16 protein-coding genes are annotated in these 15,582 nt (G+C 62.8%); 6 read left to right on the top strand and 10 right to left on the bottom strand.

Going from position 1 to position 15,582, the window contains the following annotated elements; genetic code table 11:
* Nucleotides 1–43: 43 nt before the first annotated feature.
* Genes HP556_RS05865 through HP556_RS05880 form a run of 4 tightly spaced genes read right to left on the bottom strand, consistent with a single transcriptional unit; the run spans nucleotide 44 to nucleotide 4,295 of the window.
* On the bottom strand, nucleotides 44–928 hold the full coding sequence (locus tag HP556_RS05865; protein ID WP_175366256.1) for an intradiol ring-cleavage dioxygenase: 885 nt from the start codon (nucleotides 926–928) through the stop codon (nucleotides 44–46).
* A 9-nt stretch (nucleotides 929–937) separates the two neighbouring features.
* Nucleotides 938–1,855, bottom strand: a complete 918-nt coding sequence (locus HP556_RS05870) for an NAD(P)-dependent oxidoreductase (protein WP_175366257.1) — start codon at nucleotides 1,853–1,855, stop codon at nucleotides 938–940.
* Nucleotides 1,852–3,219, bottom strand: coding sequence for an amidohydrolase family protein (locus HP556_RS05875; RefSeq protein ID WP_175366258.1), 1,368 nt, complete (start codon nucleotides 3,217–3,219; stop codon nucleotides 1,852–1,854). Before HP556_RS05875 ends, HP556_RS05870 begins: the two co-directional genes overlap by 4 nt.
* On the bottom strand, nucleotides 3,216–4,295 hold the full coding sequence (locus HP556_RS05880; protein WP_175366259.1) for a maleylacetate reductase: 1,080 nt from the start codon (nucleotides 4,293–4,295) through the stop codon (nucleotides 3,216–3,218). Before HP556_RS05880 ends, HP556_RS05875 begins: the two co-directional genes overlap by 4 nt.
* A gap of 190 nt (nucleotides 4,296–4,485) precedes the next feature.
* Here HP556_RS05880 and HP556_RS05885 point away from each other — a divergent pair, with 190 nt between their 5' ends.
* Nucleotides 4,486–5,637, top strand: coding sequence for a LacI family DNA-binding transcriptional regulator (locus tag HP556_RS05885; protein WP_175366260.1), 1,152 nt, complete (start codon nucleotides 4,486–4,488; stop codon nucleotides 5,635–5,637).
* A 91-nt stretch (nucleotides 5,638–5,728) separates the two neighbouring features.
* Here the strand turns inward: HP556_RS05885 and HP556_RS05890 are convergent, their stop codons facing one another.
* On the bottom strand, nucleotides 5,729–6,247 hold the full coding sequence (locus HP556_RS05890; protein WP_093756896.1) for a MarR family winged helix-turn-helix transcriptional regulator: 519 nt from the start codon (nucleotides 6,245–6,247) through the stop codon (nucleotides 5,729–5,731).
* A gap of 165 nt (nucleotides 6,248–6,412) precedes the next feature.
* Here HP556_RS05890 and HP556_RS05895 point away from each other — a divergent pair, with 165 nt between their 5' ends.
* Genes HP556_RS05895 through HP556_RS05915 form a run of 5 tightly spaced genes read left to right on the top strand, consistent with a single transcriptional unit; the run spans nucleotide 6,413 to nucleotide 11,486 of the window.
* Nucleotides 6,413–6,877: a RidA family protein gene (locus HP556_RS05895; protein ID WP_158550404.1), complete on the top strand. Its 465-nt coding sequence runs from the start codon at nucleotides 6,413–6,415 to the stop codon at nucleotides 6,875–6,877.
* A 56-nt stretch (nucleotides 6,878–6,933) separates the two neighbouring features.
* The gene (locus HP556_RS05900; RefSeq protein WP_175366365.1) at nucleotides 6,934–8,505 is read left to right on the top strand and encodes a sugar ABC transporter ATP-binding protein; all 1,572 of its coding nucleotides are present in this window, start codon (nucleotides 6,934–6,936) and stop codon (nucleotides 8,503–8,505) included.
* Complete coding sequence (locus tag HP556_RS05905; protein WP_210269096.1) at nucleotides 8,502–9,479, top strand: ABC transporter permease; 978 nt, start codon at nucleotides 8,502–8,504, stop codon at nucleotides 9,477–9,479. The genes HP556_RS05900 and HP556_RS05905 overlap by 4 nt, the downstream gene beginning before the upstream one ends.
* Complete coding sequence (locus HP556_RS05910; RefSeq protein ID WP_175366261.1) at nucleotides 9,476–10,456, top strand: ABC transporter permease; 981 nt, start codon at nucleotides 9,476–9,478, stop codon at nucleotides 10,454–10,456. Before HP556_RS05905 ends, HP556_RS05910 begins: the two co-directional genes overlap by 4 nt.
* A gap of 55 nt (nucleotides 10,457–10,511) precedes the next feature.
* Entirely contained in the window at nucleotides 10,512–11,486 is a 975-nt protein-coding gene (locus HP556_RS05915) for a sugar ABC transporter substrate-binding protein (protein WP_175366262.1), read from the top strand.
* A 45-nt stretch (nucleotides 11,487–11,531) separates the two neighbouring features.
* Here the strand turns inward: HP556_RS05915 and HP556_RS05920 are convergent, their stop codons facing one another.
* Genes HP556_RS05920 through HP556_RS05940 form a run of 5 tightly spaced genes read right to left on the bottom strand, consistent with a single transcriptional unit; the run spans nucleotide 11,532 to nucleotide 15,580 of the window.
* The gene (locus HP556_RS05920) at nucleotides 11,532–12,500 is read right to left on the bottom strand and encodes a Bug family tripartite tricarboxylate transporter substrate binding protein (RefSeq protein ID WP_175366263.1); all 969 of its coding nucleotides are present in this window, start codon (nucleotides 12,498–12,500) and stop codon (nucleotides 11,532–11,534) included.
* 34 nt (nucleotides 12,501–12,534) lie between these two features.
* A complete protein-coding gene (locus HP556_RS05925; protein WP_175366264.1) occupies nucleotides 12,535–12,885 on the bottom strand; it encodes a cupin domain-containing protein in 351 nt (116 codons plus the stop codon).
* Nucleotides 12,886–12,889: 4 nt separating this feature from the next.
* The gene (locus HP556_RS05930; RefSeq protein WP_175366265.1) at nucleotides 12,890–13,909 is read right to left on the bottom strand and encodes a quinone oxidoreductase family protein; all 1,020 of its coding nucleotides are present in this window, start codon (nucleotides 13,907–13,909) and stop codon (nucleotides 12,890–12,892) included.
* 20 nt (nucleotides 13,910–13,929) lie between these two features.
* Nucleotides 13,930–14,814 carry a beta-keto acid cleavage family enzyme gene (locus HP556_RS05935; protein WP_175366367.1) on the bottom strand — a complete coding sequence of 295 codons (885 nt, stop codon included), beginning with the start codon at nucleotides 14,812–14,814 and terminating at the stop codon, nucleotides 13,930–13,932.
* A 19-nt stretch (nucleotides 14,815–14,833) separates the two neighbouring features.
* Entirely contained in the window at nucleotides 14,834–15,580 is a 747-nt protein-coding gene (locus HP556_RS05940) for an SDR family NAD(P)-dependent oxidoreductase (RefSeq protein WP_175366266.1), read from the bottom strand.
* Nucleotides 15,581–15,582 lie beyond the last annotated feature (2 nt).

The following is a 15,582-nucleotide window of genomic DNA, read 5'->3' on the forward strand; positions in this document are numbered from 1 at the left end:
ATATCAGCGCTCAGGCTCTGCGGCCCTTGATGCGCATTGTTAGTTAGACAGCATGCGCATTGTTGGCGTCTGGCTTCAAACCGAAATCGTAATTCAAATGATAGTAAGACGTGTCCTGCATGCGCCCGTCGGGAGCTTCGCCGGCATCTTTCCGGGCGAATTCGCGAATGAGCGTATCTTTGACACCGAAGACGACGTCGGAGTCGAGATACTTGTCGCCCGCAACGAACACATGTGTCACCAGTTGCTCAAAGCCAGGTGCCGAGATCATGAAGTGAACATGGGCAGGTCGCCACGGATGACGCCCCTGAGCCGTGAGCATATCGCCGACCGGCCCGTCATGCGGGATCGGATAGGCCGCTGGCTTGATCGACCAGAACCGGAAACGGCCCTCGGCATCGGCATGAAACCGCGCACGCATCGCCAGATCGCCGATCTTGTCGAGCTGCTGAACATCGTAATACCCGTCGTCGTCGGAGTGCCACACGTCGATTGTCGCATTTGCGATCGGCTTGCCATCCGGCGTCGAGACCGATCCCGTCACGATCATCGGATCGCCCTCCATGCCACCGGAGATGTCTTCGCCAAGCTTCTTCTCCGGGGCCGCCTGGACGAAGAACGGCCCGAGCACGGTCGTGTCCGTCACACCTTTTTCGGCACCATGATTGATAGCATCGACCAACATCGACACCCCGAGCGTATCCGAAAGCAGGATGAACTCCTGGCGCTTATCGTCGCACATGTGACCGGTACGCGTCAGGAATTCGATGCCCTGCTCCCACTCCCTCTGGGTCGGCCGAATCTCCCGGACGAAGGCATGCAGATGGCGTACCAGCGCCTCGCTGATCTGTCTGATCCGCGGCTGGCCGGCATTCGTGATGCGATCCAGCACGGCATCGGTGATGGTGTTCTCGTTGAAATTCCGCATGGCCTTCCCTCACCCAAGCTTCGGCTCGCCGAGACCCGATAGTCGCTCGACATGGCGCACGGTGGCGATGAAGTCGGATTCGCCATCTCCCTGTGCAACAAGCGATCCGTAGATTTCTCGTACCTGCGCTGCGAGTTGCAGTGGCACGCCGACGTGATGGCCGGCCCCGATGATGAGGTCGAGATCCTTGGCCATCTGCCGGCACGAGAAAGTGGACTCGAAGTTGCGCGTGGCAAGCGGCGGCGTCTTGTACTTGACCATCGGCGAGGCGATCGCGCTATCGTCCAGGACCTTGAGGATATCCGGCCAAGAGATTCCGCCCTTGCGCGCCAGCGCGAGGCTTTCGGCCATCATTCCGGCGGACACCGCGATCATTAGATTGACCGCGAGCTTGGCAAATCGCGCCTCTTCAGCCACGCCGAGATAGGTTTGCGCGCGGGTGAACGTCGCCAGCACCGGCTGAACCGCATCGAACGCATCGCGCGGTCCCGACACGAAGCAGGTCAGCGCGCCGGTATGCGCGATCGCTGCATTGCCGGACACCGGCGCCCGCAGATAGGCCACGCCGCTCGCCTCCGCCGCAACACCAACTTCAGCCGATATTTCGGCGCTGACCGTGCTCGTCTCGATCAGAACCGCACCACGTGTCAGCTTGTTCAGCAGGCCGTCTGGTCCGAGCACCACGGAACGCAGCGCCGCATCGTCGGGCAGCGATGTGAAGATGATGGCGTGGTTTGCAGCGGCGTCTGCGGCCGAGTTGGCCGTCTGAAGCCCAAGCTGCTGTGCCAACACCAAGCGCTGTTGGCCCGGGTCGTAGCCGGTGACGCGGATACCGGCCTCCACCATACGGCCCGCAATGGGCAAGCCCATCTTGCCAACACCGATCCAGGCCACGGCCTGTGCTTGATCTCTCGACGGGGTTGTCATGCCGCTTTCTCCTGACGTTCGATCTCGGAGACGATGCGCATGCCCGATCGCTCGAGTTCATTCTTTTTGTGGTCGAGGTTCTCCGCCAGAAGGCGTCCGCCCCGCTTGCGCCAGATGCCGTCGATCATCACCGCCTCGACATTGGCAATGCTGGACTGCATCAGGACCGTGGAAACCGGATCATGGACCGGACAGAGGTTAAGGTCCGTGGCATTGATGACGACCAGATCCGCCTTCTTGCCCGGCGTGAGCGAGCCGATGCTGCTTTCACGTCCGAGCATGCGCGCGCCCTCGATGGTGATCCAGCGCAAGGCCTCACGCGTCGTGATTGTCGTCACCGCTGGAATGGCGCCCGTGGCCTGCCGACTCCCGGCGTTGTCGAGCGCACGTTGCATCGACAGTGCGATGCGGCCAACGTTGAACATGTCGCCAGGCAGCACGGATTCCAGATCGACCCCGAGCGATGGCCGCGATCCCAGCTTCAACAGCCGCCCGGTGATCGGGTAGCCGTGGCCCTGATTCATTTCATTTTCTGGCGTGACCGAGAACGACACGCCGAGATCGACAAGCTGATGCAGCAGATCGTCGGGAAGATCGTTGCCGTGCACGATGTTGATGCCGGGACCGACCAGACCGGCCGCAATCAGCCTCGCCCAGCCACCCGGCGACTTGGCCGGGCCTCCGCCCTGATGCATAGAGGCAATCAGATCGAACTCACGCGCCAATTCGAAATCATGGATGGCGACATCCATGGTCGAATAATGAGGACCAAGAATCGCAAGCCCGAGGGTGACGCGGTCGCTGCGGTTAGACAGTGCCCCTGCCAGGAAGCGCTCGACCTCATGGCGCGGATGCGGAACCTCGGAGAAGTGCGGCTGCCCCGGCGCCGCCTCCGGTTTCGGCGAGCCGTGAAAGAAGGCGGCACGGATGCCGCTCTCTTTCAGCGCCGCGACGGCGCTATCACTATGCGCAGGCGTTGGGTTGTTGTGACACCAGTCAACCAGCGTGGTGGTGCCGCAATTGATCTGGTTCAGCGCGCCCATCAGCGTGCCGATATGGATATCCTCGGGACGAAAGACCGTGGCCAGTCCCGCATGCATCCGGCGGAAATATTCAGGAAGCGTCCAGTTCGCGGAGAAGCCGCGCAAGGCGGTCTGCCACGTATGCATATGCGCGTTGACAAGGCCCGGAATGACGATGCGGCCACGACCATCGACGATCTCTGCATCACCGGCATCGAGGCCCGACCGGATGTCGACGATGCGATCGCCATCAACCAGCAGGTCGGCCTGCGTGAGGTCGCCAATCGTGTCGTCCATTGTCAGGATGGTGGCGGATTTGATGAGCGTGCGTGTCGCCGTCATCGCAACGCCTCCGCCATGACCGGAGGTTCGCCCGCCCAGGCCCGCGCGATCAGATCGCGGATGGCATCGCGTTCCAACGGCCGCGGGTTCCAGTAGGCATTGCTGACGGCAAGGTCGGCGGCGCGTTCTATGCCGTCCTTCGGCATTCCCAGATCGCGCAGCGCGACTTTGGCGCCAAGTCCCTGCGTAAGATCGAACAGTCCCTGCGCGGCCTGTCCGGCGCCAAGCGCGCGCGCGACGCGAGCCGCCGCAACCGGCACGGCGGGAGCATTATAGGCCATCGCATGCGGCAGGATCACCGTGTGGGTTTCGGCATGTGGCAAATTGAACGTGCCGCCCAGCGTATGGCAGAGCTTGTGGTGCAGCCCCATGCCGACGGCGCCGAGACAGGCGCCGCACAACCAGGCAGCGCGCAGGGCATCATCGCGTGCCGCCGCGTTGTCCTCGCCAGCCGCAAGCTTCGGCAGCGCGCCGGCGAACAGGCGAATGCCCTCTTCCGCCATCAACGACACGACCGGATTGGCATCGCGCGCATAGAGCGCTTCGACAGCGTGAGCGATTGCATTGACGCCCGATGTCACGGCAAATGCAGGCGGCAATGTGCGTGTCAGGTCGACGTCGTAGATGACCGTTTCGGGGAGTATCTTCGGGCTCGATTGCGTGGTCTTCAGTCCCTCGCGGGTCTCACCCAGGATCGGCGTCATTTCGGACCCGGCATAGCTGGTCGGTACGACGATTTGCGGCAGGTCGGTCCGTAGCGCGATCGCCTTGCCTAGCCCGATGGTCGAACCACCGCCCACCGCGACGATGCCGTCGGCCTGCAGAGCCTTGACCTGCTGCATCGCAAGTTCGGTCACATCAACCGGCGTATGCATCACCGCACCGGCATAGACGCCCGCCGCTCTGTCACCGATCAGGGCGGCAATCTGCTCGCCGTGAGATTTCTGCTGGTCTGTCGTCAGAACGAGTGCGCGTTTAACGCCGAGTCGGTCGAGCTCGGCGGCCAGATCTGCCAGCCGTCCCGAGCCGAAGACGACCCGCATGGGCGCCGCCTGATAGACGAAGCTCTCCATCATTCCATCCCTGATCGTCGACGCCGTTAGGGCGCTTCTGCTGCATTGCACCAAGACATGCAGCGGATTTTCGCTACCATCATTCCCGTGCACACGTTTGTCAAGAAACTCTGCACACGTTTGTCAATTTGTGCAAGATAAGGCATTCTCACGTGATCGTTAGCGGATACGACGACGCGCGCGAGCAGGCTGGATGGCGATGCCCAAAAAAACCAAGAACACCAAGAAGACGTCACCCGCGCTTCAGGAGCGGTCGTCGCGTAAGACAATCATTGATGTCGCGAAGTGTGCTGGCGTCCATTGGTCAACGGTGTCGCGCGGGCTCAATCCCGAGAAGCGCCACCTGATCTCCCCAGAAATGATCGAGCGCGTCGAAGCTTGCGCAAAGAAGCTGGGATATCGGGCCAACGCCATGGCATCGGCGCTTCGGACCCAGCGATCTCGCACCGTCGGCGTTATTATTTCGAACCTTGGTGACCCCGTCCATCCCCCCATAGTGCGGGCGATTGAGGACCGGTTCGCCGAGATTGGATACGTCACCATCGTCGGCAATACCGACAACCATCCGCTCAGGCAGGCCGCGCTGATCGATCGTTTCATCCAGCAAGGCGTCGAGGGGCTGATCGTCGCGACCTTCGAGCGAAACGATCCCGGCATCGCCGCCTGCGTCGAGGCGAATATTCCAGTCGTCGCGGTGTTTCGCGATCCTGAAAGCGAATTCATTCCGAGCGTCCGGGTCGACGACGCGAAGGCAATGGAACTGGCGGTTCATCATCTCGCCGAGTGTGGGCACAGGCAAATTGCTCATGTCGGCGGCCCGCAAAATGTGTCGACGGGTTACCACCGCTATCGCGGCTTTCGGCGCGCTTGCAAAGTCTTGGCTCAAGACGGAGTTGCGCCCACTGCCGTCTTCGGTGAGGCCTTTACGGTCGAGGAAGGCGAGTTCGCTTGCGAACGTTTGCTGACGGAGAACCCCAATATTACGGCGATTGTGGCTGGCAACGACATGCTGGCCGTAGGCTGCCTTCGGCACCTGAGAAACAAAGGCATTTCATGTCCCGGCAACATCTCGCTGGTCGGCATGAACGACATGCTGTTCATGGATGCGATAGCACCGGCGCTGACGACCATCAGTACACCGACTGCGGAACTGGGAACGCAGGCGTCTCACATCCTTATTGCGATGATCAAGGGAACGCCGGTTCAAAACGATCGGATCGTGCTGAAGCCGGTTTTGCTTGCGCGCGATTCTGTCGCCGCGATCAAGCTGCCGACCAGGACACGTTCATCAGATCTTTCTGACGCGGCCAAAAGAGAAGTCAGAATACGGCACCGACAAAGCTAAGCCAAACCTGACGCACGCTGCGGCGGTGACATGGAAAAGTGTCGGCGACTGATCCGAGTTTGCCGAGAACGGGGCGCTCAGACGCGATCCGTTACAGATCTGGCTTCTCGACCGAAATCAGAAGTTTCCGCAGCAGCCGCGTGAGCGTTTGACGTTCGTTGGCTGTCAGCACCTCGTCGACCGACCGGGACAGCTTGAAGTGCTGGGCAATCGCCTTGTCGACGGAATTGCGCCCCTTGGCCGTAAGCGTGATCCGCGCGCCGCGGCCATCTTCAGGATCCTGGCGCCTGACGATGAAGCCGTCCTGCTCGGCACGCCGCAGCCGCGCGGTGAGCCCGCCCGACGACAGCAGGCACTCCGCATAGAGGTCAGTCGGTCGAACACCGATACTGCTATCGGCCTCGCGGCGGTAGATCGTCAGGAGCAGGTCGAACAATTCCCAATTGAAGCCCTGCTCCTCGAGTGCGGGCTCGATGGCGCTGCGCATATGCACGGACAGCCGGACAATCCGGCCGACGACGTCGAGGTGACCGGCGTCGAGGTCGGGCCGCCGCCGGCTCCAGCCGGCAATGATCTCATCAATCGAATCGGTAGTCATGCTGATCAGCATATAGGCACGGGGCACCGAATATATGCAAATTCATCTATCTTTGCGCCAAGATATTTTATCTTGACTCAAAGATAGTTTGACCTCACGCTTCGTGACGGGTTGACCGGATGCCACCTCGCGAGAAGGTCACGAGGTTTACCAACGCCCGCCATCGAGGAAATGATCATGACAGCCAAGCCGGCCTTTGCGACCTCGCCCACCAATCCGCACGTCAAGGAAATCCAGACGATGCCGGAGCGGAAGCCGGACATGCCTTATGCGCCAGCGATCCGTGTCGAAGTGCCCTGCGGGATGTTGTTCATTTCCGGAGCAACGCCCTCGCCGCTCTATCACAAGCATCCCCACGTTCTGGAGGAGCACGATCATCCGAATTCGATCGAGGACCAGACCCACCGCGCCATGCAGACGATCCAGTCGATCCTGGATCACGAAGGGCTGACCTGGACCGACATCGTCAAGGTGACGAAGTACCTGACCGACATCCGGGACCAGGACGGTATGGTGAAGGTGATGAAGGAATATTTCGGCGACTGGACGCCGGCCAGCACCACCATCTGCATCAACCAGCTCTCGACCCAGGGCGCCCGTGTCGAGCTGGACATGATCGCCGCCATTCCCGTGCAAAAATAGACCGGATGTGACCTCCCGCCGGCCCCGGGTCATCGGGCCGAACGAGGCCGACAATGATGCACGGCACTGAAAATCAAGATGAGCAAGGGGACCGCTCGCTGCACACCCCAAAGGGGTCTGCGTCGCGGGCGCCCGGAAGCGAGGCCGATGCACCGCTGCTGCGTCTGGTCGGCATCGACAAATCCTTTCCCGGTGTGCATGCGCTCAAGAACGTATCGCTCGACGTCTATGCCGGCGAGGTCCATGTCATCCTCGGTCAGAATGGCGCGGGAAAGTCGACGCTGATCAAGACGCTGTACGGCGCCTATGCGGCCGATCGCGGTTATATCGAGATCGAGGGCCGGCGAGTCGCCGTCGCCCGCCCGGCCGATGCCAGCGCGCTTGGTATCGCCGTCATCTTCCAGGAATTCTCGCTGATCCCGTATCTGGACATCGCGCAGAACATCTTTCTCGGTCGCGAAGCCGCATTCAGTCGCTTCGGCCTCGTCGATTCCGCGGCCATGCATGCAGCCGCACGCACCATCCTCGACGGTCTCGGCCTCGACTACGACACCCACGCATACGCCGCCGATCTCGGCGTAGCCCAGCAGCAGATGGTGGAGATCGCCAAGGCGCTTTCGCAGAACGCGCGGGTGCTCGTGATGGACGAGCCGACAGCGGCGATCTCCGAGCGTGAATCAGATCGCCTGTTTCAAACCATCGCGCGATTGACGGAAAAGCGCGTCGCCATCGTCTACATCTCCCATCGTATGAAGGAGGTGCAGATGCTCGGCGATCGCATCACCATCCTGCGCGACGGGGCCGTCGTGACCAGCGTGCTGCGCGATCAGAAGAGCCAGGCCGAGATGGTCGGCGCGATGATCGGACGGCCATCGGGATCGCAACTCGCACGGACGCCGCGCTCGCCCGGCGAGCCTGTCCTGCTCGCCAGGGATGTGAACACGGCCAAACTGTCGGACATCTCCATCGAAATTCTCGCCGGCGAGGTGGTGGGGCTTGCCGGCCTCGTCGGGTCCGGCCGGACCGAAGTGGTCCGCGCCTTGTTCGGCGCGGATCCAATCGCCAGCGGCGAGATCGCTCTGTTCGGATCCCGTGCGCTGGCCACACTGGACAGACGGGTGCGTGCGGGCATGGCCCTGCTCCCGGAAGATCGTAAACGGGAGGGATTGGCGCTGCCACTCGATGTCCGCGACAATGCGACAGTCGCCTCGTTGTGGCGCAGCTTCACCTCCGGCTGGTTCTCACCGGCCAAAGCCGAGCGGGACACACGCGGTCTGATCGCACAGCTCGGCATCGCCGCGCATGGCACGCGCCAGAGCGTCCACACCCTCAGCGGCGGCAATCAGCAGAAAGTCGTGCTGGCCAAATGGCTGGCGGCAGGGTCCAGGCTGTTCCTGCTGGATGAACCGACGCGCGGTGTCGATGTCGGCGCCAAGGCGGAGATCTATCGCCTGATCGATCAACTGGTCGATGGCGGGGCCGGTGTCGTCGTCATCAGTTCGGAACTGCCGGAGCTCGTCCAGCTCTGCGACCGCGCCTATGTCATGCGCGACCATCGCATCGTCGGGCATCTCGCCGGTGACCAGCTAACCGAGCGGGCCATCCTCGAACTGGCGGTGCATCAATGAGCGTGACGATCCAGCTGCAGCGCAGGTCCGGCATGGGCCAGTTCCTCAGCGCAATCCCCGGCGCCGGCCTCCTGCTGATCCTGATGCTGGTGCTGTTCACGATCGTCAATCCGAGATTCGTGTCCCAGACCAACCTCATGAATGTTGGCTTGCAGACCTCGCTACTGCTGATGCTCGCCCTGCCGATGACGCTCATCATTATGACCGAGGGCCTCGACCTGTCGGCCGGAGCTCTGCTCGGGCTGAGCGGCGTCATCGTCGCCGAGGCGCTTCTTGCCGGATGGGGCGTGCTCGCCGCTTGTGCGGCGACGCTGGCGGTGAGCATTGCCTTCGGGGCCCTCAACGGCGTCCTGATCGCCTATCTGTCGCTCCCTGCCTTTGTTGTCACCCTCGGCACCATGGGGCTGATGCAGGGGATTGCGCTGGTACTCACCAATGGAGATCCGGTCGGCGGCTTCACGCCTGCCATTGAAACCTTCTATCGCTCCCAGCTTTGGTTCATTCCGACGCCGATCGCGATCGCGGCCGCCCTTTATGCCGCGCTGTGGCTACTGCTCTATCGCACTCGGCTCGGCAACTACGTGATCGCCATCGGGGGCAACAAGGACGCGCTGCGTCTCGCCGGCATTCGCGCCAATCTCGTGCACCTCGCCGTCTATGTGCTCGGCAGCACGATCATCGGTCTTTCGGCGGTGTTGCTGATCGGACGCACCAATTCAGCGCATCCGACCGTCGGCATCGGCATGGAGTTCGAGGCGATCGCCGCAGTCGTGCTCGGCGGCACCTCCTTCGAAAAAGGACAGGGCTGGCTGTTCGGTGCCGTGCTCGGCGCGCTTGCCATCACCGTGCTGCGCAATGGACTCAACATTCTGTCCATCGACTCATCGCTGCAGGTCGTGTGCATCGGCATCCTGCTCATCCTCGCGTTGCTGATCGACCAGGCGCGCAAGCAATTCGTGAGGCGTACGGCATGACGATCCCGGCAACGCTCGATATCCGCCCATCGTCCCTGTCGCCCGACGCTGCGGCCCTGCTCGGCCGGTTCGTGCTGATCGTTCTGATCGCCGGCGCATTGACCGCGGTCGATCCGGGATTCGCGTCGGTGAGCAATCTGCTGAATATGCTGCGGCAGGCGAGCCTGCTGTTTCTCGTCGCGTCCGGCCTCACACTCGTCATCATCGGCGGTGGGCTCGACCTGTCGGTGGGCGCCAATCTGACGCTGTCGGCCTGTCTCGCCGCAGCCGCGATCAAGACCACCGGCAATCCGTGGTACGGCGTTGCGGTCGCCATCGGCGCCGGCACGCTGATCGGTTACGCTAACGGGCTGATGATCAACCGCCTGCAGTTGCCGCCTTTCCTTGCGACTTTCGGCATGCTGTGGGTGGCGCAGGGCATCGCCTACTGGTTCATGGCCGGGCAGACGATCTACGGCATGCCGATGTCGTTTCGCTATTTCGGCACCGGCTTCTTCCTCGGCGTTCCGCTGCCGATCTGGATCACGCTTGTGGTCTGTCTCGCCTGCAGCATCCTCCTGCACCGCACGACCTTCGGCCGCGAGGCGTATTTCATGGGCGCCAACCAGACCGCCGCGCTGCTGTCCGGCGTCCCGGTCGAGCGTCGTCGGCTGCTACTCTACGTGCTCAGCGGCTTGACGGCGGGCATCGCGTCTCTCGTCTATCTCGCACGCCTCAATGCCGCCGAGCCCGGAATCGGCGAGCCGTTGCTGCTTCCTGCTATCGCCGCAGTTCTGGTCGGCGGCACATCCTTGTTCGGTGGCAACGGCAACATCGGCGGCACCGCGCTTGGCGCCATCCTGCTCACCATCATCGTCAACGGCCTCAATCTGCTGAATGTTGCAGCGACCTGGCATCCCTTCGTCAACGGCGCCGTCGTCCTGGTCGCCATCATTGCGGATCTCGTCATCAGCCGACGCCGATCAGGGAGCGGATAGACCCGGCATCACCAGTTCACCACACGTCTCGTCATTCACAACCAGAGGGGCCATCATGCGAACCACCCGATCTATCCGATGCGTTCTTGCCGCCGTCATTTGCGGCACCCTGTTCAATTCGGCGGTGCGCGCCGATGGCGAAGTGATTGCAGCCTTCACGAAGAACCAGGTGGACCCGCATTTCGAGGGTGTGCGCGCCGGCGTCGCGCAGATGGCGGAGAAAATGCGCGCGACGGTCAAATATTACACGCCGACCAAGCCGAACAATATCACCGAAGGCATGTCGCAGCTCGAAGACGTCGGCGTGACCAAGCCCAATCTGATGCTGTTCATGCCAATCGACGCCAAGGCGCAATTGCCGACGATCAAGCGCCTGATCGAATCCGGCCTGCCGATCATCAACTACAACGACCGCGGCGGCGACGCCCCCTATCTCTCCTTTGTCGGCCAGGACGATTACAAGCTCGGCTATGACATCGCCAAGACGCTGTTCGACCACCTCGGCGGCAAGGGCAATGTGGTGATCCTCGAAGGCGTCAAGGGCTCGACCACGGGCGACGAGCGCAAGCGCGGCTTCGACGCTGCGGCCAAGGACTATCCGAATATCAAAGTACTGGCCTCGCAGCCCGCCAACTTCCAGCGCCTGCTCGGCATGCAGACGATGGAGAACCTGATCCAGCAGTTCAGCACCATCGACGGCGTGATCGCCGCTGCCGACGCGTCCGCCCTCGGCGCCATCGAGGCGCTCAATGCAGCCGGCCGCAAGAACGTCGCGGTGGTCTCGATCAATGGCGTGCCGGAGGCTGTCGAAGCCGTGAAGGCCGGCAGCCTGCTGGCAATCGCGGAGTTCGACGGCTTCAAGATCGGCTGCGTCGCCACCGCGGTCGGCCTGAATGCCATTCGCGGCCAGAGTGCGCCGAAGCAGATCACGATCCCCGGTGCGATCATCACCAAGGCCAATTATGCGCCCTGGCTCGTCCCCTACAAGGACCGGACTTGCCCGACGCCGGACGCGTATATCGCGAAGTAGCGCTAACGGGCCTGCAAACGCGTCGCGTGCTGCAGGCCCGTCTTCTTACTTTGTCGCCCCGTCCGTCGACATCGCGATGAGCTTGCCATAACGCTCCGCATCGCCGCGCAATTCGGCCTCGAACGCTTCTGGCGTCGAGCTGGCGATGTCGGCGCCCTGCGCGGCGAACTGCTTGATCAGGGCCGGATCGCTGAGCGCCTCGGCGAGATCGCGTGCGATCTGGCTGACGATGGGTTTCGGCACCGCCGCGGCGGCGAGCATGCCGAACCAGCTATCGTAGGTGAATTCGGGGAGCCCTGCCTCGGCGAAGGTTGGCACATCAGGCAGTTGCGCCATGCGGCTCTTGCCGGTGACTGCCAGTGCGCGCAACTTTCCCGACTGGATCAGGTCGCCACCGACGCCGAAGAAAGTGAAGGCAACCGAGGTGTCGCCGCGCATGATGCTGATCTGGGATTCCGGCAGTCCGCGATGCGGAATCAGCACCATCTTGGTCTGCGTGAGATGCCTGAACAGTTCGGCGGCGATACCGGTGGAACTACCGACGCCGGCAGAGCTGTAGCTCAGCGAATCCGGCTTGGCCTTTGCCGCGGCGATCAGTTCGGCCAGCGTCTTGAACGGCGCATCCGGCGGCACGATCAGGATGGACGGCGTCGATCCGACACGGCTGATCGCAGCGAAATCCTTGATCGGATCGAAGTTGAGGTTCTTGTTGACCACGCCGATCACGCTATGCCCGTTCGAGGTCAGCATGATCTGCGAGCCATCGGTCGGGCCTTTGGCGACGCTGCTGACACCGGCGATGCCGGGCCTGTTCTCGACGATGACCTGCTGCTTCCACTTCGCAGCAAGCTTCTCGGCCACCGAACGGGCAAGGATGTCGGTGAGGCTGCCACCCGAAAACGGCACGATAATACGCACGAGCTGGTTCGGATAAGTCTGTGCAATGGCTCCGCTGCCCATCAGCGCCGCAGTCGCGGCGAGGCCAGAGCCGATCATGAAGTGTCGGCGATCCATCATTTTCTCCCTTAAAGAACCAAGTGCCGGGCTTTCAGCCTCTGGCGGTGTTGGGCAGCGGCATTGCAAGCAACACCACCGCCGGTCGTTTCGTCTCGTTGCGCAGCGCGCGCGTCTCGTTGGGCGCGATGCGGCAGGAATCCCAGATGCCGAGGGAGGCGATGCCATCCGGCGTTTCGAAGGTTACTTCGCCTTCGAGGACGATATAGAACTTCTCCTCCGGCGAGGCCGAGGGCGTAATGCCGCCGCCCGGCAGAATCTGGCTCATGCCGAGCCACATCACATCGCCCGGCCCGGCGTCGCGGCCCTGCAGGCGAAACATCCGCATGTCATTGTGGCCAGGGGCTTCGTAGCGCGGGGCATCGTTCAGGCGGACGACATGCATGGCTTCACCCGTTCGGCTGAAAAACGAGACGATCGCGCGAGGAGCCGAGCACGGCGACATAGGCCTCTGCAGCGCGCTCCAGCGGGTAGATCGCGTCCGGCTTGATCGGAAACGGCTTCAATGCGCCGCTGGCGAAACCCGGCACCAATTCACGCAGTATCTCGCCGGCTTCCGGCGATGACAGCGACAGCGAGTCGACACCGAAGAAGGTGTGCTTGCCGCGATAGAAGGCGAAGATATCGAACGGCACGGTGGCCTTGGTGGAGGCAATAAATATCTGGCGGCCGAGATGCGCGAGCGATTTCGTGCCTGCGTCGTAATAGGGCTCGCCGACGGTATTGTAGACGATGTCCGCGCCCTTGCCGCCGGTGAGTTCGCGCACGGTCGCGGCGACGTCATTGCGGCTGGAATCGACGACGGTCACCTCGCCATGGGCATGGCCGGCATATAGCTCGTCCTTGCGGACGACGCCGATCACGCGAGCGCCCTGCCATGACGCGATCTGCGTCGCCGCCTGACCGACCTTGCCGTTCAGACCGAGGATCAACACCGTCTCGCCGGGCTTCGGCATGCCGCTGCGGCGAAAGCCTTCTTGCGCGGTGACAAAGGGCACGCCGATGCCGGCCGCCTCCGCGAGGCTGATATTGATCGGCTTCTCGACCAGCGCAGACGCTTCCACCACCAGATGCGTGGCATGGGTGCCGTCGCGGCCGATCCCGAGTTGGCCGGACGAGCCGAATACTTCCTTGCCGATCAGGTCGGTCGGCCCATCGATCACGACTCCGGCGAAGTCACGGCCGGGCGTGCGGGGGAAGACCGCATGCGGCATCAGACCGAGCGTCGCCTTGGCGTCCGACGGATTGATCGCGGCGGCCCTTATCTCGACCAGCGCATCGCCTGACCTGGCGCAGGCGAGTGTGCGTTGCTCGATGCCGAGCGCCACATTCTCGATGCGATCAGCCTTGGCGGCGACCCGCAGGCATGTTGCGGTGACGCTGGAGGAAGTCTTGGCGGCTGCAGTCATTTCAGTCCTCGAATGCTGTGTTATGCGGCGCCCGGCAAATCGAACAGTGCGCGTGCTTCAGCAGGCGTCGCGATCTGCGCGCCGAGTTCTTCGATGATGCGGCGTGCCTTGTCCACCATCACGGCGTTCGACGGCGCCAGTACGCCACGGCCGAGCATCACAGCATCTTCCAGACCGGTGCGGGCATGACCGCCGGCGAGCACCGATTGTGCCACCATGGGAAATGTGGAACGGCCGATGCCAATGGCCGTGAAATGCGCATCCCGCGGCAGCAGACCGCGCGCATACAGCACCGTTTCCGGCGACGGTTGGAAGCCGTATTTCACCCCCATCACGAAGGAGGTGAGCGCCGGGCCGCTGAGCGTACCGTCGACGAGGAGATCGTGCAGCAGCGCGATATCGCCGGAATCGAACAGTTCGATCTCGGGTTTCACGCCGGCCTCGCGGATGACCTTGGCCATGCGGCGCACATTGCCGGGCGTGTTGATCACCACCTGCCCGCCGGAATTCATGGTGTTGAGATCGAGCGTGCAGATGTCAGGCTTCAGCGCCGTGATATGGGCAACGCGTTCTTCCGGGTTCATCAGCGTAGTACCGGCGGCGGCGACCTTGGGATCGTCCTGCGAAGGCACGAAGCGACCGCCGGGACCGGTGGTGATGTTCAGGATCAGGTTGCGATTGCGCGCGCGAATGCGTCCGACGACGTCCTGATAATATTTGAGCTTCATCGACGGCGCGCCGGTGCCGGGCTCGCGCACATGGATATGCGCGACTGCCGCGCCGGCTTCTGCGGCACCGAGGCAGGCGTCGGCGATTTCTTCCGGCGTGATTGGCAGATGCGGGGTCTGGTCCGGCCGCGTCAGATTGCCGGTGACGGCGCAAGTGATGACGATCTTGTCGAGCATCGGGCGCATCAATCTCTCCTTACAACGCTCGGCCGCCGTCAACGACGATCAGCGAGCCGGTGGAATAGGTCAGGTGGGTGGCGCAGGCGGCGATTGCGCGGCCGACATCCTCGGCCGTCGCAACACGCTTGAGCGGAATGGTCCCCGCGACCTTTTCAAGCGCGGCCGCATCACGGCCCGGCACAAAGTCAGTGGCCACCACGCCCGGCGATACCGCCATCACGCGTACTGTCGGCGCCAACGCCCGCGCGAGCGACTTGGTCATGGTGTCGATGCCGGCCTTGATCGCCGCGTAAGCCAGATTGGAGCCGACGCCATTCAGCCCCGCAATCGAGGAGACGTTGACGATGAGCCCGTCGCCGCTCGCCTTGAGCAGCGGCGCGAAAGCGCGGATGGCCGCGAACTGGCCGCGCCAGTTCACCTTGAACATGTCGTCGATAAACTCGTCGGTCAGCGCGTCGAGATCGCCGATCGGAATCGGTTTGGTGTAGCCCGCGGTATTGACGAGAATATCGCAGCGACCGAACGCTCGCTCCACCTCGCCGGCAAGCGCCGTCAGCGTTGCGCTATCTTCAATTACCGCGCGTCTGGCGAGATGGCCTTCGCCCGGAAGGCCGGCCAGCAACGCGTTGGCGGCTGCCTCGCCGGAGCGCCAGGTCACGATGACACGGGCGCCTTCGGCTGCCAAAGCTTGCGCGGCCGCGGCCCCGATGCCGCCCGAACCGCCGATCACCACGGCTATCTTGTTCGCGAGAATATCCGACATCG

This window comes from Tardiphaga robiniae, assembly GCF_013359755.1.
GTDB lineage: Bacteria > Pseudomonadota > Alphaproteobacteria > Rhizobiales > Xanthobacteraceae > Tardiphaga > Tardiphaga robiniae.